24 protein-coding genes are annotated in these 25,145 nt (G+C 69.8%); 17 read left to right on the top strand and 7 right to left on the bottom strand.

Annotated features, from left to right (window positions below; genetic code table 11):
• The first annotated feature begins 108 nt into the window (after nt 1–108).
• Nucleotides 109–1,347, top strand: coding sequence for a mannosyltransferase (locus NZH93_RS23390; RefSeq protein ID WP_259625317.1), 1,239 nt, complete (start codon nt 109–111; stop codon nt 1,345–1,347).
• Here NZH93_RS23390 and NZH93_RS23385 read toward each other — a convergent pair.
• Nucleotides 1,304–2,335, bottom strand: coding sequence for a glycoside hydrolase family 88 protein (locus NZH93_RS23385; protein ID WP_259625316.1), 1,032 nt, complete (start codon nt 2,333–2,335; stop codon nt 1,304–1,306). The two genes, NZH93_RS23390 and NZH93_RS23385, sit on opposite strands and share 44 nt — an antisense overlap.
• Nucleotides 2,336–2,462: 127 nt before the next feature.
• Nucleotides 2,463–2,756, bottom strand: coding sequence for a 4a-hydroxytetrahydrobiopterin dehydratase (locus tag NZH93_RS23380; RefSeq protein ID WP_259625315.1), 294 nt, complete (start codon nt 2,754–2,756; stop codon nt 2,463–2,465).
• A gap of 137 nt (nt 2,757–2,893) precedes the next feature.
• Between NZH93_RS23380 and NZH93_RS23375 the strand changes: the two genes are divergently transcribed.
• From NZH93_RS23375 to NZH93_RS23365, 3 genes are read left to right on the top strand one after another with little or no spacing between them, the layout of a single operon-like run.
• Nucleotides 2,894–3,940 carry a thiamine ABC transporter substrate-binding protein gene (locus NZH93_RS23375; protein WP_259625314.1) on the top strand — a complete coding sequence of 349 codons (1,047 nt, stop codon included), beginning with the start codon at nt 2,894–2,896 and terminating at the stop codon, nt 3,938–3,940.
• A complete protein-coding gene (locus tag NZH93_RS23370; RefSeq protein WP_372506762.1) occupies nt 3,904–5,517 on the top strand; it encodes an ABC transporter permease in 1,614 nt (537 codons plus the stop codon). The genes NZH93_RS23375 and NZH93_RS23370 overlap by 37 nt, the downstream gene beginning before the upstream one ends.
• Nucleotides 5,517–6,515 carry an ABC transporter ATP-binding protein gene (locus tag NZH93_RS23365; RefSeq protein ID WP_259625313.1) on the top strand — a complete coding sequence of 333 codons (999 nt, stop codon included), beginning with the start codon at nt 5,517–5,519 and terminating at the stop codon, nt 6,513–6,515. Before NZH93_RS23370 ends, NZH93_RS23365 begins: the two co-directional genes overlap by 1 nt.
• On the opposite strand, the gene NZH93_RS23360 is transcribed toward NZH93_RS23365, so the two are convergent.
• Both NZH93_RS23360 and NZH93_RS23355 read right to left on the bottom strand, forming a co-directional pair.
• Nucleotides 6,477–7,313 carry an ABC transporter permease gene (locus NZH93_RS23360; protein ID WP_259625312.1) on the bottom strand — a complete coding sequence of 279 codons (837 nt, stop codon included), beginning with the start codon at nt 7,311–7,313 and terminating at the stop codon, nt 6,477–6,479. The two genes, NZH93_RS23365 and NZH93_RS23360, sit on opposite strands and share 39 nt — an antisense overlap.
• Complete coding sequence (locus NZH93_RS23355; protein ID WP_259625311.1) at nt 7,310–8,317, bottom strand: ABC transporter ATP-binding protein; 1,008 nt, start codon at nt 8,315–8,317, stop codon at nt 7,310–7,312. The genes NZH93_RS23360 and NZH93_RS23355 overlap by 4 nt, the downstream gene beginning before the upstream one ends.
• A gap of 65 nt (nt 8,318–8,382) precedes the next feature.
• Here NZH93_RS23355 and NZH93_RS23350 point away from each other — a divergent pair, with 65 nt between their 5' ends.
• On the top strand, nt 8,383–9,600 hold the full coding sequence (locus NZH93_RS23350) for an RNA-guided endonuclease InsQ/TnpB family protein (RefSeq protein WP_259625310.1): 1,218 nt from the start codon (nt 8,383–8,385) through the stop codon (nt 9,598–9,600).
• Nucleotides 9,601–9,627: 27 nt separating this feature from the next.
• Here NZH93_RS23350 and NZH93_RS23345 read toward each other — a convergent pair whose 3' ends face one another.
• The gene (locus NZH93_RS23345) at nt 9,628–10,785 is read right to left on the bottom strand and encodes a LolA family protein (protein WP_259625309.1); all 1,158 of its coding nucleotides are present in this window, start codon (nt 10,783–10,785) and stop codon (nt 9,628–9,630) included.
• 130 nt (nt 10,786–10,915) lie between these two features.
• On the opposite strand from NZH93_RS23345, the gene NZH93_RS23340 reads away from it, so the two are divergent.
• From NZH93_RS23340 to NZH93_RS23315, 6 genes are read left to right on the top strand one after another with little or no spacing between them, the layout of a single operon-like run.
• Nucleotides 10,916–11,656 (top strand): response regulator transcription factor, encoded by a 741-nt coding sequence (locus NZH93_RS23340; protein ID WP_259625308.1) that lies wholly within the window; start codon nt 10,916–10,918, stop codon nt 11,654–11,656.
• Nucleotides 11,653–12,939 (top strand): sensor histidine kinase, encoded by a 1,287-nt coding sequence (locus tag NZH93_RS23335; protein ID WP_259625307.1) that lies wholly within the window; start codon nt 11,653–11,655, stop codon nt 12,937–12,939. Before NZH93_RS23340 ends, NZH93_RS23335 begins: the two co-directional genes overlap by 4 nt.
• A gap of 28 nt (nt 12,940–12,967) precedes the next feature.
• Nucleotides 12,968–13,789, top strand: a complete 822-nt coding sequence (locus NZH93_RS23330; protein WP_259625306.1) for an NUDIX domain-containing protein — start codon at nt 12,968–12,970, stop codon at nt 13,787–13,789.
• A 37-nt stretch (nt 13,790–13,826) separates the two neighbouring features.
• Nucleotides 13,827–14,144, top strand: coding sequence for a PadR family transcriptional regulator (locus NZH93_RS23325; RefSeq protein ID WP_259625305.1), 318 nt, complete (start codon nt 13,827–13,829; stop codon nt 14,142–14,144).
• Nucleotides 14,141–14,518: a hypothetical protein gene (locus NZH93_RS23320; protein WP_259625304.1), complete on the top strand. Its 378-nt coding sequence runs from the start codon at nt 14,141–14,143 to the stop codon at nt 14,516–14,518. The genes NZH93_RS23325 and NZH93_RS23320 overlap by 4 nt, the downstream gene beginning before the upstream one ends.
• Complete coding sequence (locus NZH93_RS23315) at nt 14,515–14,742, top strand: hypothetical protein (RefSeq protein ID WP_259625303.1); 228 nt, start codon at nt 14,515–14,517, stop codon at nt 14,740–14,742. The genes NZH93_RS23320 and NZH93_RS23315 overlap by 4 nt, the downstream gene beginning before the upstream one ends.
• A 3-nt stretch (nt 14,743–14,745) precedes the next feature.
• On the opposite strand, the gene trpS is transcribed toward NZH93_RS23315, so the two are convergent.
• On the bottom strand, nt 14,746–15,711 hold the full coding sequence (gene trpS / locus NZH93_RS23310) for a tryptophan--tRNA ligase (protein WP_259625302.1): 966 nt from the start codon (nt 15,709–15,711) through the stop codon (nt 14,746–14,748).
• 201 nt (nt 15,712–15,912) lie between these two features.
• Between trpS and NZH93_RS23305 the strand changes: the two genes are divergently transcribed.
• The gene (locus NZH93_RS23305) at nt 15,913–16,212 is read left to right on the top strand and encodes a YciI family protein (protein WP_259625301.1); all 300 of its coding nucleotides are present in this window, start codon (nt 15,913–15,915) and stop codon (nt 16,210–16,212) included.
• Nucleotides 16,213–16,261: 49 nt separating this feature from the next.
• On the opposite strand, the gene NZH93_RS23300 is transcribed toward NZH93_RS23305, so the two are convergent.
• On the bottom strand, nt 16,262–16,402 hold the full coding sequence (locus tag NZH93_RS23300) for a hypothetical protein (protein WP_259625300.1): 141 nt from the start codon (nt 16,400–16,402) through the stop codon (nt 16,262–16,264).
• A 167-nt stretch (nt 16,403–16,569) separates the two neighbouring features.
• Between NZH93_RS23300 and typA the strand changes: the two genes are divergently transcribed.
• The 5 genes from typA (at nt 16,570) to NZH93_RS23275 (ending at nt 25,129) form a co-directional block, all read left to right on the top strand.
• Nucleotides 16,570–18,477 carry a translational GTPase TypA gene (gene typA / locus NZH93_RS23295; RefSeq protein ID WP_259625299.1) on the top strand — a complete coding sequence of 636 codons (1,908 nt, stop codon included), beginning with the start codon at nt 16,570–16,572 and terminating at the stop codon, nt 18,475–18,477.
• A gap of 755 nt (nt 18,478–19,232) precedes the next feature.
• Nucleotides 19,233–20,939, top strand: coding sequence for an ABC transporter family substrate-binding protein (locus NZH93_RS23290; RefSeq protein WP_259625298.1), 1,707 nt, complete (start codon nt 19,233–19,235; stop codon nt 20,937–20,939).
• A gap of 291 nt (nt 20,940–21,230) precedes the next feature.
• Nucleotides 21,231–23,054 carry an ABC transporter family substrate-binding protein gene (locus NZH93_RS23285; protein ID WP_259625297.1) on the top strand — a complete coding sequence of 608 codons (1,824 nt, stop codon included), beginning with the start codon at nt 21,231–21,233 and terminating at the stop codon, nt 23,052–23,054.
• A gap of 127 nt (nt 23,055–23,181) precedes the next feature.
• The gene (locus tag NZH93_RS23280; RefSeq protein WP_259625296.1) at nt 23,182–24,180 is read left to right on the top strand and encodes an ABC transporter permease; all 999 of its coding nucleotides are present in this window, start codon (nt 23,182–23,184) and stop codon (nt 24,178–24,180) included.
• A complete protein-coding gene (locus NZH93_RS23275; protein ID WP_259625295.1) occupies nt 24,173–25,129 on the top strand; it encodes an ABC transporter permease in 957 nt (318 codons plus the stop codon). Before NZH93_RS23280 ends, NZH93_RS23275 begins: the two co-directional genes overlap by 8 nt.
• Nucleotides 25,130–25,145: the final 16 nt, after the last annotated feature.

Below are 25,145 nucleotides of genomic sequence, written 5' to 3'. Positions count from 1 at the left end.
CCCCGTGGTCGTGGACTCCCACCTGTCATGACGTTCGGGTACCCCGTTTTTGCTCCCCGAGTCACCTACTTCACACTGGAAATATCGCCAACCCCGAGGAGGCCCCGCGTGAATCCGCGCGCCGTGGAAGCTCGCGTGCTCGCTGTCGCGCCGTGGCTGCTGGTGTTGTCCCTGCTGGGGCAGTTGACGATGGTCGCGTTCCAGACGCAGATGACCATGATCGACCTGATGGTCTACCGGAACGGGTCGCCGGAGATCTTCACCGGTTTGCTCTACGACTGGCGCCTGAGCGAGTTCTCGGACAAGTTCGCGCTGCCGTTCACCTACCCGCCGTTCTCGGCGTTCGTGTTCGTGCCGCTGTCGTGGGTCCCGTGGGGCGTGGCGCGCTGGTTCTGGCAGATCCTGTGCCTCGCCTGCCTGTACTGGTTGATCCGCACGGCGTTGAGGATGATCGACGCCGAGCACCTGTCCCGGCGCGCGATGCTGTGGACGGCACTGGCGATCTGGGTCGAGCCGGTGCGCACGACCCTCAACTACGGGCAGATCAACCTGCTGCTGGCCGGTGTGCTCCTCGCCACGATGGCGAGTTCCCGGCCGTGGGTCGCCGGGTTCGGCGTGGGGTTGACCGCCGGGATCAAGCTGACGCCCGCGGTGTCCGGCGTGTACTTCCTCGGTACCAAGCGGTTCGCCGCGGCGATCTGGTCGGTCGTCGCGTTCGCGTTGACCGTGGGCTTCGGGTTCCTGATCGCGCCGCAGCTCTCCGAGCAGTACTGGTTCCACCTGCTCGGTGACGCCTCGCGGGTCGGCCCGGTCGGCTCGTCGATCAACCAGTCGCTGCGCGGAGCCCTGTCGCGGACGGTCGGCTACGACGTGGAGAGCGGCCCGATCTACCTGGTCGCCGTCGCCGTCGCGGTGGGCCTGATGGTGTGGGCGCTGCGGGAAGCGTTGCGGGCCAAGGAAACGCTGGCCGCGATCGTCGTGGTGCAGGTGTTCGGGCTGCTGGTGTCGCCGATCTCGTGGAGCCACCACTGGGTCTGGGCGCTGCCCGCGCTGATGTGGCTGCTGTACGGGTCGGCGAACCGCCACCGGCTGGTCAACGCCACCGCGATCGTGTGGGTCGTGGCGATCGGCAGCTTCCTGATCTCGTTCCTGCTCATCTGGCAGGACTCGATCTGGACCATCCCGCGCCCCTGGTGGGAGTCGCTGCTCGGCTGGGTCTACCCGGCCGCGGGCCTGCTCACGCTGGTCGCCATCGCCGTCAGCCTGCGGGCCCGGAAGCCGGACCCGCAGACGTCGGAGGAGATCAGCAGCCCGGAGTCAGCGCCGCTACCTGCTGACCAGCGGTGAGGAACGCGCCGACGGCGAACGCGGCGCTGTCGTCCGCGCCCGCCCGTCGGTGCGAACCGCGGGCCTGCACGTAGCCGAGCCTGCCGCTGTCCCGCAGCGCGACCGTGGTCAACGCCTCCCAGCCCTTCCGCACGACAGGCAGGTACGCCGCCCGGTCGAGCACGCCCGCGTTGATCCCGGCCGCCAGCGCGTAGGTGATCAGCGCGGTGCTGCTGGACTCCTTGCCGCCGAACAGGAGTTCGGCGTTCCAGAAGCCGTCCGGCCGCTGCGCCCACCGCAGCGCCTCGGCCGAGCGCCGCAGCGTCCGCGCGTACTCGGCGCGCGGCGGGCTGTCGGCGGGCAGGGCGAGCACGGCCTTCGCGAGCCCCGAGACGGCGAAGCCGTTGGCCTGGGCGTTGCCCAGCCACAGCCCGCTGAGGTCGCTGAACAGCCGCTTCCTGGCGTCGCGGAACAGCGTCCCGGACGCGTCGAGCAGCGCCTGGTTCGAGTCCATCACGCCGACGCGGGTGAACGACGGCAGCGACAGGTTCAGCGCGTCCGGCGTCGTCCAGTACCGGGTGTGGCCCTGCGCGACGCTCGCGGCCTCGGCCGCCAGTTCGGCGCGCAACGGGTCGAGCACGCGGTCCTCCTGGTGGAAGTACCAGACGTCCAGGTACGCCTCGCCGGACGCCTGCGCGTCGGCGGCGAACGGCCGGGCCGGGTCTGTCGGCAGCAGCCACCGGTTCGCCTCGGTCCACGGCCACGTCTTGTGGTTGCTGACCCCGGTCGTGCGGACCTGGGCGAGGTTGCCGACGTGGAACAGCGCGTTCGACCAGTTGTTCGCGGCCTGGTCGGTGTCGGTGGCGACCCAGTACGAGGACGCCTTGACCATCAGGTCGGTGACGCCGCACCCGGCGGTGGGCGCGGGGTGGGCGGAGGCCGTCGGCGACCCGACGAGCCCGCCCACGAGCAGGGCCGCCACGACGGGCGCGGTCCTCCGGAAGATCATCAGCACTGGTGCCTCCTGAGCGGAGGCGGCGGTGATCTCATCGAAGCGGGTCCGAGCTGATCACGCAAGGACGCGCTGAACTGCGGGAACGTCCCGGTCCAACGCCATCTGCCCGGCCGGCGACCGGTCAGTCGAGTGCGTCGACCACGCCGTCGATCTCACTGGCCAGGCTGATGTCCAGCGCGGTGACGCCACCCTTGGAGTGCGTGCTGACCCGGAACGTCAGCGTGCGCCAGCGGATGTCGATGTCCGGGTGGTGGTCGTCGTTCTCGGCGATCTCCGCGACCCGGTTCACCACCTGGATCGCCTGCGTGAAGCTCTTCAGCTCCACGATGCGCGTCAGGGAGTCCTCCTGCGCGCTCCAACTGGGCAGGCTCCGCAGCGCCTCGGTCACCTGGTCGTCGGTCATCAGTTCGGCCATGGCCCTGATGGTCCCACCGAGTCGCGTACGCTGCCGACTACCACGGGAGTCCGGTGCTGCGCCGGGCTGAGAGGAAGGCGCGCGAGCCTTCGACCGTCCAACCTGATCCGGATCATGCCGGTGTAGGGAGAGACCTGATGCTTCGCCGAGTTCTGACCGCTGCCGCCTGCCTGTCGCTGGTCGCGGGGTGTTCCCTGAGCGGTGGCGGTGGTTCCACGCCCGCCGAGGGCGACCACGTCGTCACGCTCGTGACGCACGACTCGTTCACCGCCAAGCAGGAGACGCTGGACGCCTTCAAGGCGTCGTCCGGCATCACGATCAAGCAGGTCGCGAGCGGTGACGCGGGCGCGTTGACCAACAAGCTGGTGCTGACCAAGTCCAACCCGATCGGCGACGTGGCGTTCGGCGTGGACTCGACGTTCGCCTCGCGCGCGCTCACCGAGGGCGTGTTCGCGGAGTACGCGAGCCCCGAGGCGACGAAGGGCGCGCAGCGCTACCAGGTCGACGGCAGCAACAAGCTGCACGCGGTCGACGTCGGTGACGTGTGCCTCAACGTCGACATCGCCGGGCTGGCCGCGAAGGGCGTGCCCGAGCCGACGTCGTACGCCGACCTGGTCGACCCGAAGTACAAGGACCTCCTGGTCGTCGAGGACCCCGCGACCTCCTCGCCCGGCCTCGCGTTCCTGCTCGGCACGATCGGCGAGTACGGCCCCACGAGCTGGACCGAGTACTGGACCAAGCTCAAGGCCAACGGCGTGAAGGTCGTCAGCGGCTGGGAGGAGGCCTACAACCAGGACTTCTCCGGGTCCGCGGGCAAGGGGCCGCGGCCGATCGTCGTGTCGTACGCGTCGTCGCCGTCGGCCGAGATCGGCGAGGACGGCACGCCGCGCACCAAGGCCGTGCTCGGCACCTGCTACCGCCAGGTCGAGTACGCGGGTGTGCTGACCGGCGCGAAGAACCCCGAGGACGCCAAGAAGGTGCTGGACTTCCTGCTCTCCGAGCAGTTCCAGGCCGACGTGCCCGAGCAGATGTACGTGTACCCGTCGCGTGAAGGCGTGAAGCTGCCGGAAGCGTGGACCAAGGCCGCGCCGCTGCCGACCTCGCCGCGGACGTTGCCCGCCGACCAGGTCAGCGCGAACCGCGAGCAGTGGGTGTCCCAGTGGCGCACGCTCGTAGTGGGCTGACCTGGGCGTTCGCCGCACTGGTCCCGCTGCTCTTCCTCGGGGTCTTCTTCGCCTGGCCGGTGCTCGCGATCGTCCACCTCGGGCTGCGCGACGGCGGGCTCCTCGACGAGTTGACCGCCGCCGGGACGTGGGAGCTGGTCGGGTTCACCCTCGGCCAAGCCGCGGCGTCGACGGTGTTGGCGCTGGTCGCGGGCCTGCCGGTCGCGTTCCTGCTGGCCCGCTGCCAGGTCGCGGGCACGGGGTTCGTGCGGGCCGCGGTGATGGTGCCGTTCGTGCTGCCGACCGTGGTGGTGGGCCTCGCCTTCCGGGCGCTGTGGCCGGACGGCGGGGTGCTGCCGATCGTGCTGGCCAACGCGTTCTTCAACGTCGCAGTGGTGGCGCGGACCGTCGGCGGGCTCTGGGCGCACACCGACCGCCGTGCCGAGGACGCCGCCCGCGCGCTGGGCGCGTCCAGGCCCAGGGCGTTCGCGTCCGTCGTCCTGCCCGCGCTGCTGCCCGCCATCGGGTCGGCCGCGTCCGTGGTCTTCCTGTTCTGCGCCACCAGTTTCGGCGTGGTGCTGGTGCTCGGCGGGGCCCGCTACCGGACGTTGGAGACCGAGATCTACCTGCGCACGGTGGAGCTGTTCGACCTGTCCGGCGCCGCCGCGCTGTCGCTGCTCCAGTTCGCCGCCGTGCTCGCCGTGCTGCTGCTCGGCGGGCTGGCCCGGCGGCGGCGGGAGACCGCGCTGTCGTTGCGCGGGAAGGCGGACGTGGTGCGCAGGCCGACCGGCGGTGAGTGGGGCGTGGTCGCGGCGGCGTTCGCCGTCGTGCTCACGCTGCTGGTGCCCGTGGTCGGGCTGGTCCTGCGCTCGCTGTCCACAGTGGACGGCTGGAGCCTCGCCGGGTACCGGGCGCTGACCGGTACGGGGGAGCGCGGGACCCTCGCGGTGTCCGGGGTCGACGCGGCGGTGAACTCCCTCCGCGCGGCCACCGACGCGACGCTGCTGGCGTTGACGATCGGGGTGTTCTCGGCCGTCGTGCTGGTCGGCCTGCGTCGCGGCCGAACACCCTGGGGCATCGGGGAGGCGCTGGACACGGCGCTGATGCTGCCGCTGGGCGTGTCCGCGGTGACGGTCGGGTTCGGCTACCTGATCACGATGGACGCGCTGCCCGGCGACCTCCGCACGTCGCCCGCGCTGGTCCCGCTGGCGCAGGCGCTCGTCGTGACACCGCTGGTCGTGCGGATCGTCCTGCCCGTGCTGCGGGCCGTTGACGAACGGCTGCGGCAGGCCGCCGCGACGCTCGGCGCGAGCCCGTGGCGGGTGTGGCGCGAGGTCGACCTGCCGCTCGCGGGCCGGTCGCTGGCCGCCGCCGCCGGGTTCGGGTTCGTGGTGGCGCTGGGCGAGTTCGGCGCGACCAGCTTCCTGGCCAGGCCGGACGCGCCGACGCTGCCGATCGTGATCGCCCGGCTGATGTCCCGGCCCGGTCAGCTCAACAGCCAGATGGCCTACGCCGCGTGCGCGATGCTGATGGTCGTGACGATCGCGGCCGTGCTGCTGATCGAGAAGCTGCGCGTGCCCAGCAGTGGGGAGTTCTGATGTCGTTGCGGCTCACCGGGGTCGGCGTCCGCTACGGCGCCGTGACGGCCGTGTCCGATGTGGACCTCGCGGTAGCGGACGGCGAGGTGGTCGCGCTGCTCGGCCCGTCCGGCTGCGGCAAGTCGACGCTGTTGCGCGCCGTCGCGGGCCTGGAACGGCCCAGCGCGGGCGTCGTGGCGTGGGACGACGAGGACCTGGCGGGCGTTCCGGTGCACCGCAGGGGTTTCGGGCTGGTGTTCCAGGACGGGCAGCTCTTCCCGCACCGGGACGTGGCGGGCAACGTGGCGTTCGGCATGAGGATGCACGGCGTGGAGACCGAGGCGCGGCACAAGCGCGTGGCCGAACTCCTCGAACTGGTCGGCCTCGGCGGCTACCAGAAGCGCAAGGTCACCGAGCTGTCCGGCGGTGAGCAGCAGCGGGTCGCGCTGGCACGGGCGTTGGCGCCCCGACCCCGGTTGCTGCTGCTGGACGAGCCGCTGTCGGCGCTGGACCGGGCGTTGCGGGAGCAACTGGCCGTCGACCTCGCCCGGCTGCTGCGCGAAGCGGGCGCCACGGCGCTGGTCGTCACGCACGACCACGACGAGGCGTTCACCCTCGCAGACCGGGTCGCGGTCATGCGCGCGGGCCGCGTCCGGCAGGTCGGGCCGCCCACCGAGGTGTGGCGGTCGCCGGTCGACGTGGACACCGCGAAGTTCCTGGGGTGCGGCAAGGTGCTGCCCGCCGACGTGGCGCTCGACCTGCTGGGGATCACCGTTCCGGGCCGGGTCGGCCTGCGCGCCACGGCGTTGCGCGTCTCCCCGAACGGCGAACTGGAAGGCGTGGTCGAGGAACGGGTGCACCGCCGCGACCACGTGCGGCTGCTGGTGACCGTCCGGGGCGAGGAGTTCGAGGCCGTCGCCCCGATCGCCGAGCCACCAGCGCTCGGCGACCGGGTGCGCCTCTCGGTCGACCCGGACGGGCTAGCCGTCCTTGGTGACCAGGCGGATGGCGGCGAGTGACAGGCCGATCACCAGGTAGCAGGCGGCCAGCGCGGTGCTGTTCCACAGGCCGTCCACCGGCATCGGGTCGCGCATCACGTCGGCGAGGCCGTCCCACGCCGAGGTGATCAGGTAGGGCTGGAGCCAGTCCAGCGAGCTGAACGCCCCGAGCACGGCGAACACGATGATCCCGGCCATGGTCGCGGCCATCACCACCAGCGGGTGCTCGGTGCACGCGGAGATCGCCAGCGCCACGGCGGCGACCGCCCACACCTGGAACGTGACCAGCACGATCGTCAGCGCGATCCGGCCGAGCGCCGCGCCGACCGGCAGCGTCGTGCCGGACACCGTGAGCATCCCGTCCATGCCGAACAGGGCCACGCCGGTGATCGCGCCGACCAGTGCCATCAGCGTCACCGCGAACAGCGACATGACGGCGATGCCGAACGCCTTGACGCCCAGCAGCCGGATCCGGCCCACCGGCGCGACCATCAGGCCGCGCAGGGTGCCGCTGTTCGCCTCGCCCGCGAGGCCGTCGGCCGCCCAGATCGCGCCGACCAGCGGCAGCAGCAGCGGCAGCGACAGGAACATCGTGAAGATCGGCAGCACGAGACCGTTGCCCGCGATGATCGCCGCGAGCCCCGGACCCGCCGGGCCCTGGGTGTTGTCGACGGCGAACCACAGGCCGACACCGGCCAGGATCGGGACCACGCACAGCAGCCCCAGCCCGATCACCGTGCGCGGGCGGCGCAGGATCCACCGCAGCTCCGAGCGCAACTGCCGGGCCAACGGGGCGCGCGTGGCGACAGCCGTGGTCATCGTGCCCCCTCAATGGTGTCCACAGTGGACAGGTGTTCGGATTCCTCGGCCTCGGTGAGCCGCGCGAACAGCTCCTCGAGGCCGGTGCGCTGGCGGACCGCCTCGTGGATCTCCACGCCCGCTTGGACCAGCGCCTGGAAGACCGCGGGCGCGGTCGTGCCGATCAGCTCCACCCGCACGCCCTCCTCGGAGGGGCGGGCGGAGATCCGGGCGGCGCGCAGCACGTTCAGCGCGGTGTCCACATCGGACGTCGTCACCTGGAGCGCCGTGCTGTCGGACTGCAACAGCTCCGCCAGTTCCCCTTGCGCCACCACGGTTCCCCGGTGCAGCACGGCCACGTGCGTGCACGTCGCCTCGATCTCGCTCAGCAGGTGCGACGACACCAGCACCGTGCTGCCCGCCGCGTGCAGGTCGCCGATGACCTTCCGCACCTCGCGCGTACCCGCCGGGTCCAGCCCGTTCGTCGGCTCGTCCAGCACGATCAGCCTGCGCGGCACCAGCAGCGCCGCGGCCAACCCGAGCCGCTGCTTCATGCCCAGCGAGTACCCCCGGTACCGCCGGTGCGCCGCCTGCGCCAACCCGACGCGCTCCAGCGCGTCCTCCACCGCCTGCTTGATCGAGCCCGTCGCCAGCAGCGGCTCGAACGCGGCGTTGCGCCGCAGGTTCTCCCGGCCGGACAGGAACGGGTGGAACCCCGGCCCCTCGACCAGCGCACCGACGTGCGGCAACGAGTCGGCCGCCCCGTCGGGCAACGCCCGGCCGAGCAGCTCCACGGTCCCCTCGGTCGGCTTCACCAGACCGAGCAGCATCCGGATGGTCGTCGTCTTCCCGGACCCGTTCGGCCCGAGCATCCCCATCACGGCACCCTCGGGCAGGTCCAGGTCCACCCGGTCCACCGCGACCGTGCTGCCGTACGTCTTGCGCAGACCCCGCGTGCGAGCGGCGAGGACCGGGGCGGAGCCCGCCGAAGCGGACTCCACCCGTGCGCTGGTCGAAGTGGTCACTTCACGTCCTCTCGATGAAGACGGGTTTTCCGATCTTGTCGGTGCATGGCGCTACGGTCCGTTCCATGTTCGCCCGCTACCGCTACCGCATCGAGCCGACCACGGCTCAGCGGGAGGCGTTGGCGAGGCAGTTCGGCTGCTGTCGCGTGGTGTTCAACGACGCGATCAGGGTGAGGGAGTCGCTGAGGGGTGAGGGTCGACGGCTGTCCGACTCGGAGATCCAGACCAGGGTGATCGCCCTGGCGAAGAAGACGTCCGAACGTGAGTGGCTGGCCGAGGTCAGCTCGGATGCCCTGATCCAGTCCGTCCGCGACTGCCACAGGGCGTACCGCAACTTCTTCGACGGCCTTGCGGGCAGGCGCAAGGGTGGACGAGCGGGCAAACCGAGGTTCAAGTCCCGGAAGGACACGCGGCAGTCCTTCCGGCTCACCCGCAACGGGTTCAAGCTCCGGGAGAACGGCCGCTTGTTCCTGGCGAAGGTGGGCGACGTGCGGGTGCGCTGGTCCCGAGCGCTTCCGTCCGAACCCAGCTCCGTCACGATCATCCGGGAACCGGACGGGAACTTCTTCGCGTCCTTCGTGGTCGAGCGCCAGGCCGAGCCGCTGCCTGCGACCGACCAGGAGGCGGGCGTCGACCTGGGCTTGACCACGTTCGCCGCCGTGGCGATGACCGGCGGTGCCGGTCCCCGTGTTGTCGACGTCGCCAACCCGCGGTTCCTGAAGTCCAAGCTGCGCAAGCTCCGGCGGCTGGAGCGGGAGAAGGCGCGGCGGCGGAGGGGGAGCGGCAACCGGGAGAAGACCCGGCAGCGGATCGCCCGGCAGCACGGCGAAGTGGCGCGTTCGCGACTCGACCACCACCACAAAGTGGCCCTCGACCTGGTTCGCGACAACCAAGCGATCTACATCGAGGATCTCCACGTCGCCGGGATGCTCCGCAACCGCAGGCTGGCCAGAGCCATCGACGACGCCGCGTGGGCCCAGTTCGGCAGGGTGCTCGCGGAGAAGGCGGAGTACCGCGGTCGAGTGGTGCACCGGATCGACCGCTGGCACCCGAGCAGTCGGCTCTGCGCGGACTGCGGGCGCGGGTCCGGTGCCAAACCGCTGGAGGTCCGGGTGTGGACCTGCGAGGGCTGCGGTGCCGTTCACCAGAGGGATCACGTTGCCGCGCGCAACATCCTCGCCGCCGGGCGGGCGGAGAGGGAAAACGCCTGTGGACACCATGTGAGACCTCCCTCCGGGCAGGCAGTGGTGGATGAAGCAGGAACCGCCCCCGGCTCGGCGTGAGCCGAGCCAGGGGAAGCCTCGTGCGGTCTAGCGCGGGGCGGGCGCCAACTGGCCGATCGCCTCGGTCAGCACCTGCTCCGGCACGGCGCCGAGCGCGATGCGCCCGTCGTCGGCCAGCAGGACGTTGCCGATCTTGCTGCTGATCAGCGTTCCGCTGCCCCACGAGCCGCTGACCTGCTTGCCGAGCTGCTTCAGCAGGTCCTGCGGGTTCGTGCCGGCCTGGTCGCGGCCGGGGCCGCGGCGGTCGGGCTTGTCCTCGGCCGGGAGCTGTGCGCCCGCGAGGGCCTCGGCCGGGGTCTTCGCGACGATCACGGTGTCCCAGCCGTCGCCGACGACCTGCGGCGAGGCCTCGCCGAGTGCCTTCTCGGCGTCGGCCTTGTCCTGGTCGGACGGGCCCTTGAGCTCCTGCTCCTCGACCTTGGCGCTGGCGGACGGCGTGAACTGGAACAGCCCGGCGTCCTGGGTGCCGACGGTCAGCTCCGAGAAGCCGACCTGGACGGCCGGTTCGTCGGTGCCGTTGGTCAGCAGCGACACCCGCAGCGGCAGGCGCAGCTCCGAGTCGACGGCGACGCGCACCTCGCGCAGCACCGTCCGCTCGGTGGGCTTCGGCGTGAGGACCAGCTCGTACGCCGAGCGGTTGGCCACGCGGGCCGTCCCGTCGACGGTCACGGTGCTGGACTTCTCGATCTCGGCCACGACGTCGCGCGCCACCTGCACCGGGTCGACGGCCTGGCCGTCCTGGCCAAGACCGAGGCCGAGACCCAGGTCCGGCTTGGCCTCCGCCTTCGCGGTGTCGTGCTTCGTCTTGGTGACGGTCTGCGTCTCCGAGTTCCACGACCAGACGGTCGTGCCGTCGTCGACGATGGTCCGCTCGGAGTTGCCGGTCGGCAGCGACACGCGGGACCGGCTGTCCCCGTCGCTCCACACGCGGATCTGGCTGGCGCCGTCGGAGAGCTGCGGCAGGCCGGCGATGGCCGGGATGCCGAGGCTGTTGTTCACGTCCACCGTGCCGCCGAACGCGGTGGGCTTGGCCGTGAGCACCGACTCCACCAGCGACTGCGCGTCGACCTGAGGCAGCACAGGCGCGGGTCCCGCACCGGCGGGCATGGCCAGCACCCCCAGACCGGCGACCCCGGCGACCACCCCGGCCGCCGCGATGGCCACGGTCACCCTTCTCCTGTTCATGTCCCCTCCTCAACCTGCCGGTCAGCCGTGTGCCGTCCGACACCACTGACAGTGCCCACCCCGTGCTGAGATCGCGCTGAGAGCCTGAGAGACCGCTGAGATCCCCAGCCGATTGTGCCCCTCAAGCGGCATGCTTGCGGGTGTGAGACCACGGGTGCTGGTTGTCGACGACGAGATCGGTGTTCGGCGAGCGCTGGAACGGGGGCTGTCGGCGGAGGGCATGGAGGTCGTGACCGCCGCGGACGGCCCGAACGCGCTGCGCGTGGCGCTGACCGGCGCGTTCGACGTCGTGCTGCTCGACATCATGCTGCCCGGCCTGTCCGGTTACCGGGTGCTCCAGCGGATGCGGGCCGAGGGCGTGCGCACGCCGGTGCTGATGGTGTCGGCGAAGGACGGCGAGGTCGACCAGGCCGACGGCCTCGACCTCGGCGCCGACGGCTACCTGGTCAAGCCGTTCTCGTTCGTGGTGCTGGTCGCCCAGGTGCGCGCGCTGCTGCGCCGCAACTCCGGCGGCAACTCCCGGCGCAGGCTCAAGCTGGGCGAACTGGTCGTGGACCGGGGGCTGCGCGAGGTCACGTGGGCGGGCGCGGCGGTGGCGCTGAGCCCCCGCGAGTACGCCGTGCTCGACGTGCTGGCGGGCCGCGCGGGTTCCGTCGTCACGAAGGACGAGCTGCTGCGGACCGTGTGGGGCGACGAGCAGGCGGCGACCCGCAACGCCGTCGAGGTGTACGTCGGCTACCTGCGGCGCAAGCTCGACGCGATGGGCGCGGGCGAGGTCGTCCGCACCGTCCGCGGCCACGGCTACCTGGCCTCCACCGCCGACCTCGACGCGGCGCTCGGCGCGACCGCGCAGCGGGCGGCCCGTAGGTGAACCCGAGGCGGTGGTGGTTCCGGCGCACCCTGCGCTTCCGGATCACCGTGGTGGCGACCGGCGTCGCCTGGCTGTGCCTGATGGCGTTGACGAGCCTCGCCCCGAGCCTGATCGCCCGCGTGCAGATCAGCGCCGTCGACTCCGAACTGACCAAGGCGGTCGCGGTGGGCTCCGGTCCGTCGGTGCGCGTACTGGACACCGCGGGCGCGCCGTTGGACGGCCTCCCGGCGCCGGACCTGACCCCCGCCGAGGTGCGGACGCTCAAGTCCGGCAGGCCCGTGCTGCGCGAGGACGGCGAGAGCGCCATGCGCTGGCAGGGCCGCGTCGACACCGCCCCAGACGGCACGCCGCGGCTCATCGCCGCTGGTGACACGCTCGTCGGCTACAACGGCGCCAACGACCTCGGCACCAAGTGGCTCGCCGTCGCGACCGCGCTGGTCGCGCTGCTGGTCGGCATCGCCACCTGGCTGTCCGTCCGGTCGTCGCTGCGGCCGGTCGAGCGGATGCGCGTCGCCGCCGCCCAACTCCCGCGCGGCGAACGCCTGCCCGTGCCGGAGTCGCAGGACGAGCTGCAAGCGCTCGCGCAGGCGTTGAACGGTCTGCTCGCGAGGCGTGACGAGGCCACCGAGCGGCTGCGCAGGTTCACCGGCGACGCCGCCCACGAGCTGCGCTCGCCCGTCACGTCGGTGCGCGCCCAGGCCGAGGTCGCCGTCGCCCACCCCGACCCGGACTTCTCCCTCGAGGTCCTCGAATCCGTCGTCGAGGAGTCCGAACGCCTCTCGGCGCTGGTCGACGCCCTGCTGATCCTGGCCCGCGCGGACAGCGGCGAGCTGCCGCGCGCGGAACCCGTCGACCTGGTGCTCCAGGTGCACGCCGCCGTCGACCGGATGCCGTCGCACGACCTGCTGGTGCAGGTCGCGGCCCCGATGAGCGCGTGCATGGTGTCGGCGACCCGGACCGAGGTCGAACTGGTCGTCGACAACCTCGTCCGCAACGCCTCCCGCTACGCGACCAGCCTGATCCGCATCGCGGTGCTGCCCGCGGCCCGCGAGGTCCGCCTGGTCGTGGACGACGACGGCCACGGCATCCCGCCCGAGCACTGGGCCCGCGTGTTCGACCGCTTCTACCGCGTCGAGGAGCACCGCGGCCGGGCCAGCGGCGGGTTCGGCCTCGGACTGGCGCTCGTCGCCCACCTCGTCCGGCAGCGGAGGGGGTCCGTCCGGGTCTCGGATTCGCCGCAGGGCGGTGCGCGATTCGAGATCCGTTGGCCCGCTTACCGGTGATTTCACAGGTGAATGGCAGTATTCGGCCGTGCCCGATCTCCGCGCCACCACGCTCGTCGAAGCACCCGTCCGAACCGTCGCGGGCGCCCTCCTCGACGGCCGCCTGCTCGCGTCGTCCGTGCGCGGCCTCGGCGTGCGGATCTCCGGGGGCTCCGGCATCCTCCACGTGGGCACCGAGCTGGCCGGTTCCGTCGGCCCGGTGCGCGGGAAGCTGGTCGTCACCCGCGCGGACGTGACCGGCGTGGCGGCTTCGCTGGTCGACGGCCCGCTGCCGATGCTCGCCCTCACCACGGACCTCGTGGAGACCGGCGGCGGCACCCTCGTCGTCGACGCGGTCGAGTGGACCAGCCCCGGCGGCCCCTTCGGACGGCTCGCCGACGTGGTCGTCGGCCGGGGCCTCGCGCTGAAGATCCTCGAAGCCCGCGCGGGCGCCGTGTCCCGGCGGGCGACGCAGCTCGTGAACGCCAACGTCGTCGTGGGGGCGGCCATCGTGCGGGACGGGTTGCTGCTGGTGCAGCAGCGCGACTTCCCGGTCGAGGCGGCGGGCAAGTGGGAGGTGCCCGGCGGTCGCGTCGACCACGGCGAGTCGGACGGCGAGGCGCTGGCGCGGGAGTGCGCCGAGGAGCTGGGCGTGCAGGTCGTGGTGGGCGACCAGGTCGGCCCGGACGTGCCGTTGCGCGCCGAACTGCTGCTGCGGGTGTTCGCGGCGACGCTGGGGTCGGGCGAACCGGAGGCACGGGAACACCGCGCCGTGCGCTGGATCGGCCCGTCCGAACTGGACGCGCTCGACTGGCTGCCCGCGGACCGCGTCCTGGTGCCGGGGCTGCGGGCCCTCTTGTCCTCTACCTAGGGGGCTAGGTAGAGTTCTGGGTATGGCAGGACCGCGGATGACATTGCCCACGCAGTTGGTGCTCCGGCAGTTGATGGACGACCCGTCGCGGGAGATGTACGGGCTGGAGATCTGCTCGGCGGCCGGGCTGCCGAGCGGGACGATCCACCCGATCCTGGCCCGGCTGGAGAGGGTCGGGTGGCTGGAAAGCCGGTGGGAGGAAGTCGATCCCGCCGAGCAGGGGCGGCCGAAGCGGCGGTACTACCGCCTGAAGTCGGATTCGATCGCGCACGTCCAGGCGGCGCTGCACCGGGCCGACGCGTCGGTCAAGGCGCTGGGGCGGTTGCGGCCCAGGTTAGCCGGGGGTGCGCAGTGAGCGAGTACGACTTCGGGCCTGTCGAGGACGATCGGCGCGCCTTCGTCCAGTCGACCTGGGGCAAGGCCGCAGCCCTCACCAGGTCCGTCTGGAGCCTTTTCGTGGACGTGGTCGAGGTCGACGGGGCTCGACGAATCGGCGGGATTTCGTCTGGTCGGGTGGCACGACCGGGTGTGTCCATCGCCCTGGCCGTTCGACTGCTGCCCGCGGCGGATCGTGATCGCTACCTGGAGGAATTCCGCTCCGAGGTGTACGAACTGGTTCTTCGCGGATCTCCCCGGCGCACTCGGATCGCGTGCGCCCTGAGGATCCTGCTCGGAGCGCCCATGCTCAGCTACGCACTCCGGAAACCGCAGCGGGAGCGTGCCTGGTGACCGGGTGGGCGGTGTTCGACGGGATCGTGCGGGATGACCGGCGGACCCGGAACACCCTGCGCCTGCTGATGGTGCTGATCCCCGCGTTGTTGCTGGTGCTGGTCATCATCGGTGCGGTTGCCATGGTGTCCCCGTCCGGTGCCGGGGTGCTGGCAGGTGTGGTCGGTGGTGGGGCCGTGGTCGTGCGGAAGCGGGGTGGGCGCGGGGGTTCCGCGCCCACCTGAGGGTCAGCCCAGTCCGGTCATCCGCAGTGCCGCGTCCAGCCGGTGTTGTGCCCGTGCGCGGGCGCGGGCGGCGCCTTCGGCGCGAACCCGTTCCAGCTCACCGGCGTCGTCCAGGAGCCGCAGCGTCCGGTCGCGGACGCCGCGCAGCTCCTCGACGACCGCCTCCGAGGCCACTTCCTTCAGTTCCGCGTAGCTCCCCAACGAGTCCGCGATCTCGTCCGCGGCCTTCCCCGTGCAGGCGGCGATGATCTCCAGCAGGTTCGCCACGCCCGGCTGCTCGTCGGGGGAGTAGCGGACCTGGTTGAGGTTGTCCGTGACGGCCCGCTTGATCTTGCGGCGGATCAGGTCCGGCGGGTCGAGCACGAAGACGGTGCCCGCCGCGTCGGTGGCCGACTTGGCCATCTTCCGCGTCGGGTCCGCCAGGTCGCGGACCCGTGACGCGGTGGGCGGCACGGTGCCGCGCGGCATGACGAAGACCTCGCCGTACGTGCCGTTGAAGCGCTTGGCCAGCGCTCTGGCCAGCTCGACGTGCTGCGCCTGGTCGTCGCCGACGGGCACCTCGTGCGCGCCCTGGAGCAGGATGTCGGCCGCCATGAGCACGGGGTACGTGAGCAGGCTCAACCGGACGGAGTCGCGCCCGGCGGACTTCTCCTTGAACTGGATCATCCGCGCGGCCTCGCCGTAGGTGCAGGTGCACTCCAGGATCCAGGTCAGCGCCCCCAGCTCGCGGACGAGGTCGGACTGGACGGACACCGAGTGCGGGTCGACGCCCGCCGCGATCAGCAGCGCGAGTTGCTCGCGCGTCAGCGATCGGAGTTTCGACGGGTTGTGCGAGGTCGTCATGGCGTGCAGGTCGCTGATGAAGTACACGTCCTGCTCGGTGCCCTCGGCCGCCCAGCGGCGGATGGCCCCGAGGTAGTTGCCGAGCTGGACGTGACCGGACGGGGTGATGGCGGAAAGCCTGATCATGGTGGTCCCTTCGACAGGTGTGCCACCCGTCGGCGCGGGACCCCCAGACATGACGAAGGCCGCCCGAGCGGGCGGCCTGTGGTCGTCTTCAACGCACAGTTCTACGGCCGCCGGAAGGCGGGCCACCAGAACGTGTGAAGACTGCGCATGGCCGCGAGCCTATCGTGTTCGGGCCTTGTCTGGCGGGTCTACATTTCTTCTATGTACATCGTCGTACTGGAGTTCACCCGGTCGTTGGACGTCGTCGACCTGGCCCTGCCCGACCACGTGGCGTGGTCGACCCGGCAGTACGAGGCGGGGCACTTCCTCGTCTCCGGCCGCCAGGTGCCGCCGGACGGGGTCGTGATCATCGCGAAGGCCATGACGCGCGGGAAGCTCGACGCCATCATGGCGACCTGCCCGTACGTGGCGCAGCGGCTGGCGCGCTACGAGGTGACCGAGTTCCGGGCCACGCGGACGGCGCCGGAGCTGACGAAGCTCAACGAGGCCATCCCGGCCTGACGGCCGAGCGCGCACGACCATCCGGCCGACAGGGGACCGGACGGGCGGATCAGGCCGCCTTCTTGTCCTTCTTGCGCTCCTTCTTGAGCGCCTTCTTCTTGGCCTTGTCTCGAGCCTTGAGCAGGGCCACTACCGGGCACTTCTTGCACCGCGGCGTCGATCGGCAGCACTTCTTCTTCACCTTGCCCACGTGCGGCGAGCCCCTCCCGTAGAGTCCATTCCCAGACTAGGTGAGGCTGACCTCACCCTCGGCGATGTGTGGTATTGGCAACGAAGCCGGTACTCTTGTGAAGGCTGCGCGCGATCTCCGTCCTGGCGCTGGCCCCCTTCCTCGACTTCCAGCTCTAGGAGTTCCGCGTGCCCACGGCCACCGCGTCGATCAACGAATCGCCCGCTCAGGTGCGTGCTGACCTGCGCAACGTCGCGATCGTCGCGCACGTTGACCACGGCAAGACCACCCTCGTCGACGCCATGCTCCGGCAGTCCGGAGCGTTCTCGGCTCGCGCCGAACTCGTCGACCGAGTCATGGACTCCGGTGACCTCGAACGCGAGAAGGGCATCACCATCCTCGCGAAGAACACCGCGGTCCGCAGGGAGACCCCCGACGGCCCGGTGACGATCAACGTCGTCGACACCCCCGGCCACGCCGACTTCGGCGGTGAGGTCGAGCGCGGCCTCTCCATGGTCGACGGCGTCGTCCTGCTCATCGACGCCAGCGAGGGCCCGCTCCCGCAGACCCGCTTCGTGCTGCGCAAGACCCTGGCCGCGGGCCTGCCCGTGATCCTGGTCGTCAACAAGGTCGACCGCCCCGACGCCCGCATCAGCGAGGTCGTCGAAGAGGCCCACGACCTGCTGCTCGAACTGGCCGCCGAGGTCGGCGCCGACGACTCCGTGCTCGACCTGCCGGTCGTGTACGCGTCGGCCCGCGCCGGTCGCGCCAGCATGACCCAGCCCGCCGACGGCGGCCTCCCGGACGAGGAGAACCTCGACACCCTGTTCGAGGTGCTGCTCAACCACATCCCCGCCCCGCGCGGCGATGTCGACGCCCCCCTCCAGGCGCTGGTCACGAACCTCGACGCGTCGTCGTTCCTCGGCCGCATCGCGCTGTGCCGCATCCACTCGGGCAGCATGCGCAAGGGCGACTGGGTCGCCTGGTGCCGCGAGGACGGCACGACCCAGCGCGTCCGCATCACCGAGCTGCTGATCACCGAGGCCCTCGACCGCGTCCCCGCGGAAGAGGCGCACGCGGGCGACCTGGTCGCCATCGCGGGCATCCCGGAGATCACGATCGGCGACACCCTCGCCGACGCCGACAACCCGGTGCCGCTCGAGCGCATCACCGTCGACCTCCCGGCCATCTCGATGACGATCGGCGTCAACACCTCGCCGCTCGCCGGCCGTGGCGGCGGCACCAAGCTGACCGCCCGCGTCCTCAAGGCCCGCCTCGACTCGGAACTGGTCGGCAACGTCTCGATCCGGGTCCTCCCGACCGAGCGCCCCGACACCTGGGAGGTGCAGGGCCGCGGCGAACTGGCCCTCGCCATCCTCGTCGAGCAGATCCGCCGCGAAGGCTTCGAGCTGACCGTCGGCAAGCCGCAGGTGGTCACCCGCACCGTCGACGGCAAGCTGCACGAGCCCTTCGAGCGCGTCACCATCGACGCCCCCGAAGAGCACCTCGGCGCCGTCACCCAGCTCCTCGCGAACCGCAAGGGCCGCATGGAGAACATGTCCGGCCACGGCAGCGGCCGCGTGAAGCTCGACTACGTCATCCCGTCGCGCGGCCTCATCGGCTTCCGCACGGAGTTCCTCACGGAAACCCGCGGCACCGGCATCGCCAACGCCGTGTCCGAGGGCTACTTCCCGTGGGCGGGCGAAATCCGCACCCGCCACAACGGCTCCCTGGTCGCCGACCGCTCCGGCATGATCACCGCCTACGCGATGATCCAGTTGGCCGACCGCGGCACGTTCTTCGTCGAACCCGGCGCGGACGCGTACGAGGGCATGGTCGTGGGCGAGAACCCGCGCGCCGAGGACCTCGACATCAACGTGTGCCGTGAGAAGAAGCTCACCAACATGCGGCAGTCGTCCGCGGATGTCATGGAGACGCTGGCCCGGCCGCGGAAGCTGTCGCTGGAAGAGGCGCTGGAGTTCTGCGCTTCGGACGAGTGCGTCGAGGTGGCTCCGGATGTGGTCCGGGTTCGGAAGTTGATCCTGGACGCGAACTCGCGTGGTCGTGAGAGGTCGCGTAACAAGCTTCGCGGGTAGTTTTTGGGGTGAAGGGGGCTGTTCCTTTTGGGGGATGGCCCCTTTTGCTATTGGGGGATGTTTGTTTGGGGTGGTCCCTCTTTTGGTTCGGGTGGTGACGTCTTTCCGCCCCGCTCGCGCAATTATCTCAATCTTTGATCTTGGTTTGTCAAGGCGGGAAAGATGCCTTGACAAACCAAGATCAAAGAGGAGGGCGCTTGGGATCGGGGCGGGGAAGTCTGAAAGACACTGCGCGTGCACCCTGTGTACGGGGCTGAGATCAAGGCGAAAAGCGCAGGTGAGAGTGGTGGTGGGGAAGTAGGAGCGCGTTGGCTTCTGTGCAACCAAGGACTGACGCTGGTAGTTCGGCGTACCAGCGTTAGTGCGCACTCAAGCGAACGCGGACCTCAACCACTGACTGCCGATTGACTGCTTACGGTCATGCGAACGTCTCGCGTAGAGGCCGATTTTACTTGGGGGATTTGCCCCTTAAACTTGCGTCGGACGGCAGCTTCACCTTCTGCCCTTTATTGTCCGACGAAGGGGCAAATCTAGGGGCCCCAAGTCAAATCGGCCGCCCGAGGATCACCTACAGCGCTACCTGTCTTCCCTGCCCCAAACCGCCAGAACCCACCCACAACCCGACCCCCACGAACGACAGACCCCCGAACGCCAAACCCAAAACCGCACAACCCCCACCCACCCCCAAACGTCTCCCGAACATGAACCCAAGGCCCCCACGTCAACGGTCAACCCCGTCTGGCAGGCTGCGGAACATGACTCGGTCTGGGGGGACTCGAACTGCCGCCATCCTCTTCGCGGCCGCCGGAGCCCTGTCCGCCTGCACCAACTCCGGCCCCCTCCCCCTGGTCCCCTCCACCCCCGGCATGTCGATCGTCCCCGAGGAGACCCTCAACGAGGTCGTGGTCGGCGTGGACGACGTCAAGGGCAGCTACAACCCCCACACCATCGCCGGTCAGTCGACGATCACCACGGCCCTGACCAGCCTCCTGCTCCCCTCGGTCTTCCGCACCGCCCCGGACGGCACCCCGCGGCTCGACACGACCCTCATGGTCTCCGCGGAGGTCATCAAGACCGAGCCGTACACCGTCAGCTACACGGTCCGCCAGGACGCGTCCTGGACGGACACCGCGCCCATCGCCGCCGAGGACTTCGTCTACCTCTGGCAGCGCATGCGCGGTGAGACCGGTGTGGTCGACCCGGCGGGCTACCGGTTGATCTCCAACATCGCCTCGCGCGACGGTGGCAAGACCGTCGAGGTCACGTTCGACAAGCCGTACCCCGGCTGGCGTTCGCTGTTCGGCAACCTGCTGCCCGCGCACCTGCTGAAGGACCAGCCGGGTGGCTGGGCGTCCGCGCTGGCGGACAGCTTCCCGGCGACGGGCGGACCGTTCCAGGTGAAGACGCTCGACCAGCCGCGCGGTGAGATCGTGCTCGAGCGGAGTGACCGGTACTGGGAGCAGGCGACCGCGCTGGACCGGGTGGTCCTGCGGCGGGCGAGTCACGAGGGTGTCGTGAACGCGCTGCGGGACCGCGACGACCAGGCCGCGCTGATCCGCGCGGACGCCATCGCGCTGAACACGGTGGCGGACCTGGCGAAGACCACCCCCCTCGTGAGCAAGCCGGTCCCGAGGCCTGAGGTGGTCCAGGTCCTCCTGCGCCCCGCCTCCCCGCAGCTCGTCGACCTCAAGGTCCGTCAAGCCGTCCTGGCGGCCCTGGACCGCGACGCGCTGATCGCGGTGGGCACGGGCAACGGTCCGGCCGCGAAGTTGCGCGCCGACTCGCAGGTCGTCGCGCCGAGCAGGCCCGGCTACGTGCCGACGATCCCGCCGGGCGTCGGGGTGCTGGACCTGGCCACCTCGGCGCGGCTGCTCGGCGAGGCCGGGTACGTCCGGCCGGACGGGGGCGTGTGGTCGCGGGACGGGAAGCCGTTGAACCTGGTCATCGCCGCCCCGGAAGGCGCGGAGCCCTACGGCACGGTCGCCGCGCAGGTGCAGCGCCAACTCGCTTTGGCCGGAATCCGGGCCAAGGTGATCTCGCCGCCCGCGAATCAGTTGTTCGAACAGGACCTCACAGGTTCACCCAATGGTGAACAGACCACAACGGTTGACCTAACCGTGATCCCGCAGGTCGACACGGGTGATTCGGCCGCCACGCTGGCCTCGTCATTTGGTTGCCGTCCCTCGGTCGAGGACGGATCTACACCCATTCCGGCTAATGTGGCCGGATTCTGCGACCAAACGCTCCAGCCCACGATCGACGCCGCCCTGAGCGGTCGGACCCTGCTGGCCGAGGCCCTGACCAAGATCGAACCGACGCTCTGGCAGCAAGCGATTGCGCTCCCGTTGTTCCAGGTGGCGGACCTCCTGGTAGTCCTTCCGGAGGCCCAGGGCGCGGACGTCGGAGCACCCTTCGCGGGCCCGCTCAGCGGTGCCGCGAGCTGGCGCCGCGAAGGCGGCTGAGAATCGACTTTCCGGCGACCTCTTCCTCGACTGGCCGCCGGATGTTAATTTTGACAGTATTCCCTCCGTCCGGTTAACGAACGCTCCCGCCCGGTAACCGCGAAGTAGCGTGCTGCTACCAGCGTGTCACCCTTTGGTCACGATCGACCGCTGGGCAGTGACCGTGCTGCTCAACCGTTCTTATCGTGCTGCAACGGTGTGTCGGTTCGGGGCGCGTTTGGCACATCACGGTTATGGGTGGACGACGGCTCAAACGGCCGCTCCAACCCGGTGCTAGGAGGGCACGTGTCGATGAGGAAATCAAAGGCTGTCTCGGCGCTCGCGCTGCTGACGAGCTCCGCACTCGTCCTGGGTGCATGCGGCTCAGGCGGTACGGGTGGATCTGGCGATGCCGGGCAGCAGGATTCCAACCCTGGTGAGGTCGGCGGCGCGGACCAGGTCTACAAGCGGCCGAAGGTCGAGGACATCGGCGAGATCGCCGTCGCCATCGAAGAGGGCTTCCACAACTACAACAACAACATCGGTGCGACGAACAACTTCTCCAGCACCATCGCGTTGTCGTCCGTGCAGCCCTCCCCGTTCATCTCCGAGCTGGTCGACGGCAAGCTCGTGATCAAGGTCGACGGCGACCTGATGGAGTCGATCGAGGTCACCTCGAACTCCCCGCAGACCATCGTGTGGAAGGTCCGCAAGGAAGCGGTCTGGTCGGACGGCAAGCCGATCGACTGCAAGGACTTCCACCTGAAGTGGCTCGCGGGCGCCAGCAAGGCGACCGTGAAGGGTGAGGACGGCTCCGAGGCCAGCATCTTCGACTCCAGCCCCACCGGCTACGAGGACATCGAGAAGCTGGACTGCTCGGACAACAACAAGACCATCACCACCACCTTCTTCGCGAACAAGAACTACGCGGACTACCGCGGCATCTTCTCCTCGCCGGGCAGCGACGGCCTCCTCCCCGCGCACATCCTGGAGGAGAAGACCGGCGTCGCGGACATCACCAAGGTGCTCCCGAGCCAGAACGACGAGACCGTCAAGAAGGTCGCCGAGTTCTACACCAAGGGCTGGCTGGGCTTCGACGCCGCCGTCGCGCTCTCCGGTGGTCCCTACACGATCACCTCGACGGACCTGAAGGACCAGACGGTCCTGGAGCGCAACCCGAAGTGGTGGGGTGAGAAGGGCTCCTCGTCCAAGATCATCCTGAAGACCAACACCGACTCCCAGTCTGCGGCTCAGCAGCTCCAGAACAAGGAAGTCCAGGTCATCGCTCCGCAGGCCGACCCGGCCGTCGCGCAGCAGCTCCGCGGCGACAGCGCGTTCAACGTGTTCGCCGCCGGTGGCCAGACCTTCGAGCACGTCGACTTCAACATGGCGCGCCCGCTGTTCAAGCAGAACGCCGACCTGCGCCTGGCCATCGCCCAGTGCTTCGACCGCCAGTCCCTGGTCGACAAGCTGGTCAAGGACGTCGACCCGAACGCCAAGCCCCTGAACAGCCTCACCTTCATGCCCAACGAGGTCGGCTACGAGGAGCACTTCAGCGACATCGGCAAGGGTGACGTCGAAGCGGCCAAGAAGACCCTCGAAGGCGGCGGCTGGAAGCAGGGCGCCGACGGCATCTACACCAAGGGCGAGTTCCGCGCGTCCTTCAAGCTCGGCCACAAGGTCGTGCAGCGTCGTGCCGACACCGTCCGCATCCTCCAGGACAAGTGCAAGCAGGCCGGCATCGAGATCGTGGACGACCAGGACGTCGACTTCAACGACAAGCGACTCCCGGCCAGCGAGTTCGACGCGGCCCTGTTCGCCTGGGTCGGCCAGCCCCTGAAGGCCGGCGCGTACGGCAACTACGCCAGCAAGGACAAGGGCGGCTCCGGCAACTACAACAACTACTCCTCCTCCGTCGTGGACGAGAAGTGGAAGGCCGCCAACGGCGAGCTGGACTACAAGAAGCGCGTGACCCTGATGAACGAGGTCGACAAGCAGATGCGCGACGACCTCCACAGCGTCCCGCTGTTCCAGCTCCCCGACTTCGCGGCTTCGAGCGCCGACATCGGCCCGATCGGCTACGTGGGCGTCGGCGGCGGTGTCACCTGGAACATCTTCGCGTGGCAGAAGAAGTAGTCACCGAGCTGTTCCGAACATAACCAAACCGGGCCGGGGGGTTGGTGCCACGAGCACCAACCCCCCGGACGGTGTCACCGTCCGGTAGGCTCGCCCGCGCCTGCGGGGGTGCCTAGGGAGACCTCTCATGCTGCGATACATAATCCGGCGGTTGATGATTTCCATCCCGCTGTTGATCCTCGCGTCGTTCCTCTGCTTCGGGCTCACCACGGCCATGGGCGACCCCCTGGGCGAGTGGAAGTTGCAGAAGCCTCGCACCCCTGCCGAGATCACCGCGGCGTACGAGCGGACCGGCTACAACGACCCGTTCCTGGAGCGCTACGCGAACTGGGCGGGCGACTTCGTCACCGGTGACTGGGGCGAGTCCGTCGTCCCCGGCAACGCGGGCCGCTCCGTGAAGGAAGACATCGGCAAGGCCTTCGTCGTCACCTTCCGGCTGGTCATCGTCGCCGAGATCATCGCCCTCCTGCTGGGCATGATCGTCGGCGTCATCGGCGCTGTCAGACAGTATTCGCTCTTCGACTACACGGCTACCGGAATATCGTTCGCGATGTTCTCGATGCCGTTGTTCTGCGTCGCCCTCATCCTGAAAACCGGCGGCATCTCGCTCAACAACTGGCTGGAGTCCATAGGCGCGGACCGCTGGATCGTCACTGCCGGACCACCGGGTGACGGGTTCAAGGGCGGCTTCGGCGAGCAGTTCTTCCAGTACACCGGCGCGTACATCCTGCCGACGATCTCGCTGGTCGTCATCCAGTTCGCGCTCTACAGCCGCTTCCAGCGCGCGTCCATGCTGGACACGCTGAACGCCGACTACGTGCGCACCGCGCAGGCCAAGGGCATCTCCGAGGCCCGGTCGATCTTCCGCCACGCCTTCCGCAACGCCCTCATCCCCATCGTCACCGTGTCGTCGCTGAACTTCGGCGCCACCATCGGCGGCGCCGTGATCACCGAGACGGTGTTCGGCTGGTCGGGGATGGGCAAGTTCCTGGTCGACGCCATCACCAAGCTCGAACCGTTCCAGGTGCTGGGCTTCATGATGGTGACCGCCGTGTTCATCATCGTGTTCAACCTGATCGCGGACATCCTTTACGCGTTCATGGACCCGAGGATCCGCCTTGACTGACCTGACTACGCCCGCGGTGCCACCCGCGGCTCCCACCACGGCCGACAAGAGCCAGTTCGACTCGTCGTCGGCGCGCAAGCAGTGGCAGGTCATCGCCCGCCGGTTCCTGCGGCACCGCGCCGCTGTCGTCGGCGTCGTGATCTTCGTGATCCTGGTGCTGTTCGCCTTCCTGGGCAGCGCTTTCTGGCAGTACAGCTACACCGACCTCGGGTTCCCCCGGTACCAGAACCCGACGGCCGACCACCCCTTCGGCACGGACCGGCTGGGCGCCGACATGGTGGCCCAGACGATCCGCGGCACGCAGTTCTCGTTGCAGATCGCGCTCGTCGTCGCGTTCCTGTCGACGTTGATCGGCGTCGTGCTCGGCGCGCTCGCGGGCTACAAGGGCGGCTGGGTGGACACGGCGATCAGCCGGTTCATCGACCTGCTGCTGGTGATCCCGTCGTTCATCATCGCGGCCGTGCTGGTGCGCAACAGCTTCGTGGCCTCCGCCACGGGCAGCAACGGCGGCAGCAACTGGCTCGTGGTCGCCCTCTACCTCGGCCTGATCGGCTGGCTCTCCATCGCCCGCGTCATCCGCGGCATGGTGCTGTCCTTGCGCGAGAAGGAGTTCGTGGAGGCGGCCCGCGCGCTGGGCGCGTCGACGCCGCGGATCATCTTCCGGCACATCCTGCCGAACACGGTGGACGTCATCATCGTGAACGCGACCCTCGCGGTCGCGCAGGCGGTGCTGCTGGAAGCCGCCCTGTCCTTCATCGGACTCGGCGTGCACAGCCCGGACACCTCGCTCGGGCTGATGATCTCGCTGAACAAGAACGAGTTGAACCTGCACCCGTGGCTGTTCCTGATCCCCTTCGTGTTCATCGTGCTGATCTCGCTGTCGGTGAACTTCATCGGTGACGGGCTCCGGGACGCTTTCGACCCGCGGCAGAAGAGGGTGAAGGCATGAGCGAGTTCACGAGCGA

Origin of the sequence: Umezawaea endophytica (genome assembly GCF_025061645.1) — a bacterium.
Classification (GTDB): domain Bacteria; phylum Actinomycetota; class Actinomycetes; order Mycobacteriales; family Pseudonocardiaceae; genus Umezawaea; species Umezawaea endophytica.
This window is presented reverse-complemented; position numbering and strand designations above follow the sequence as displayed.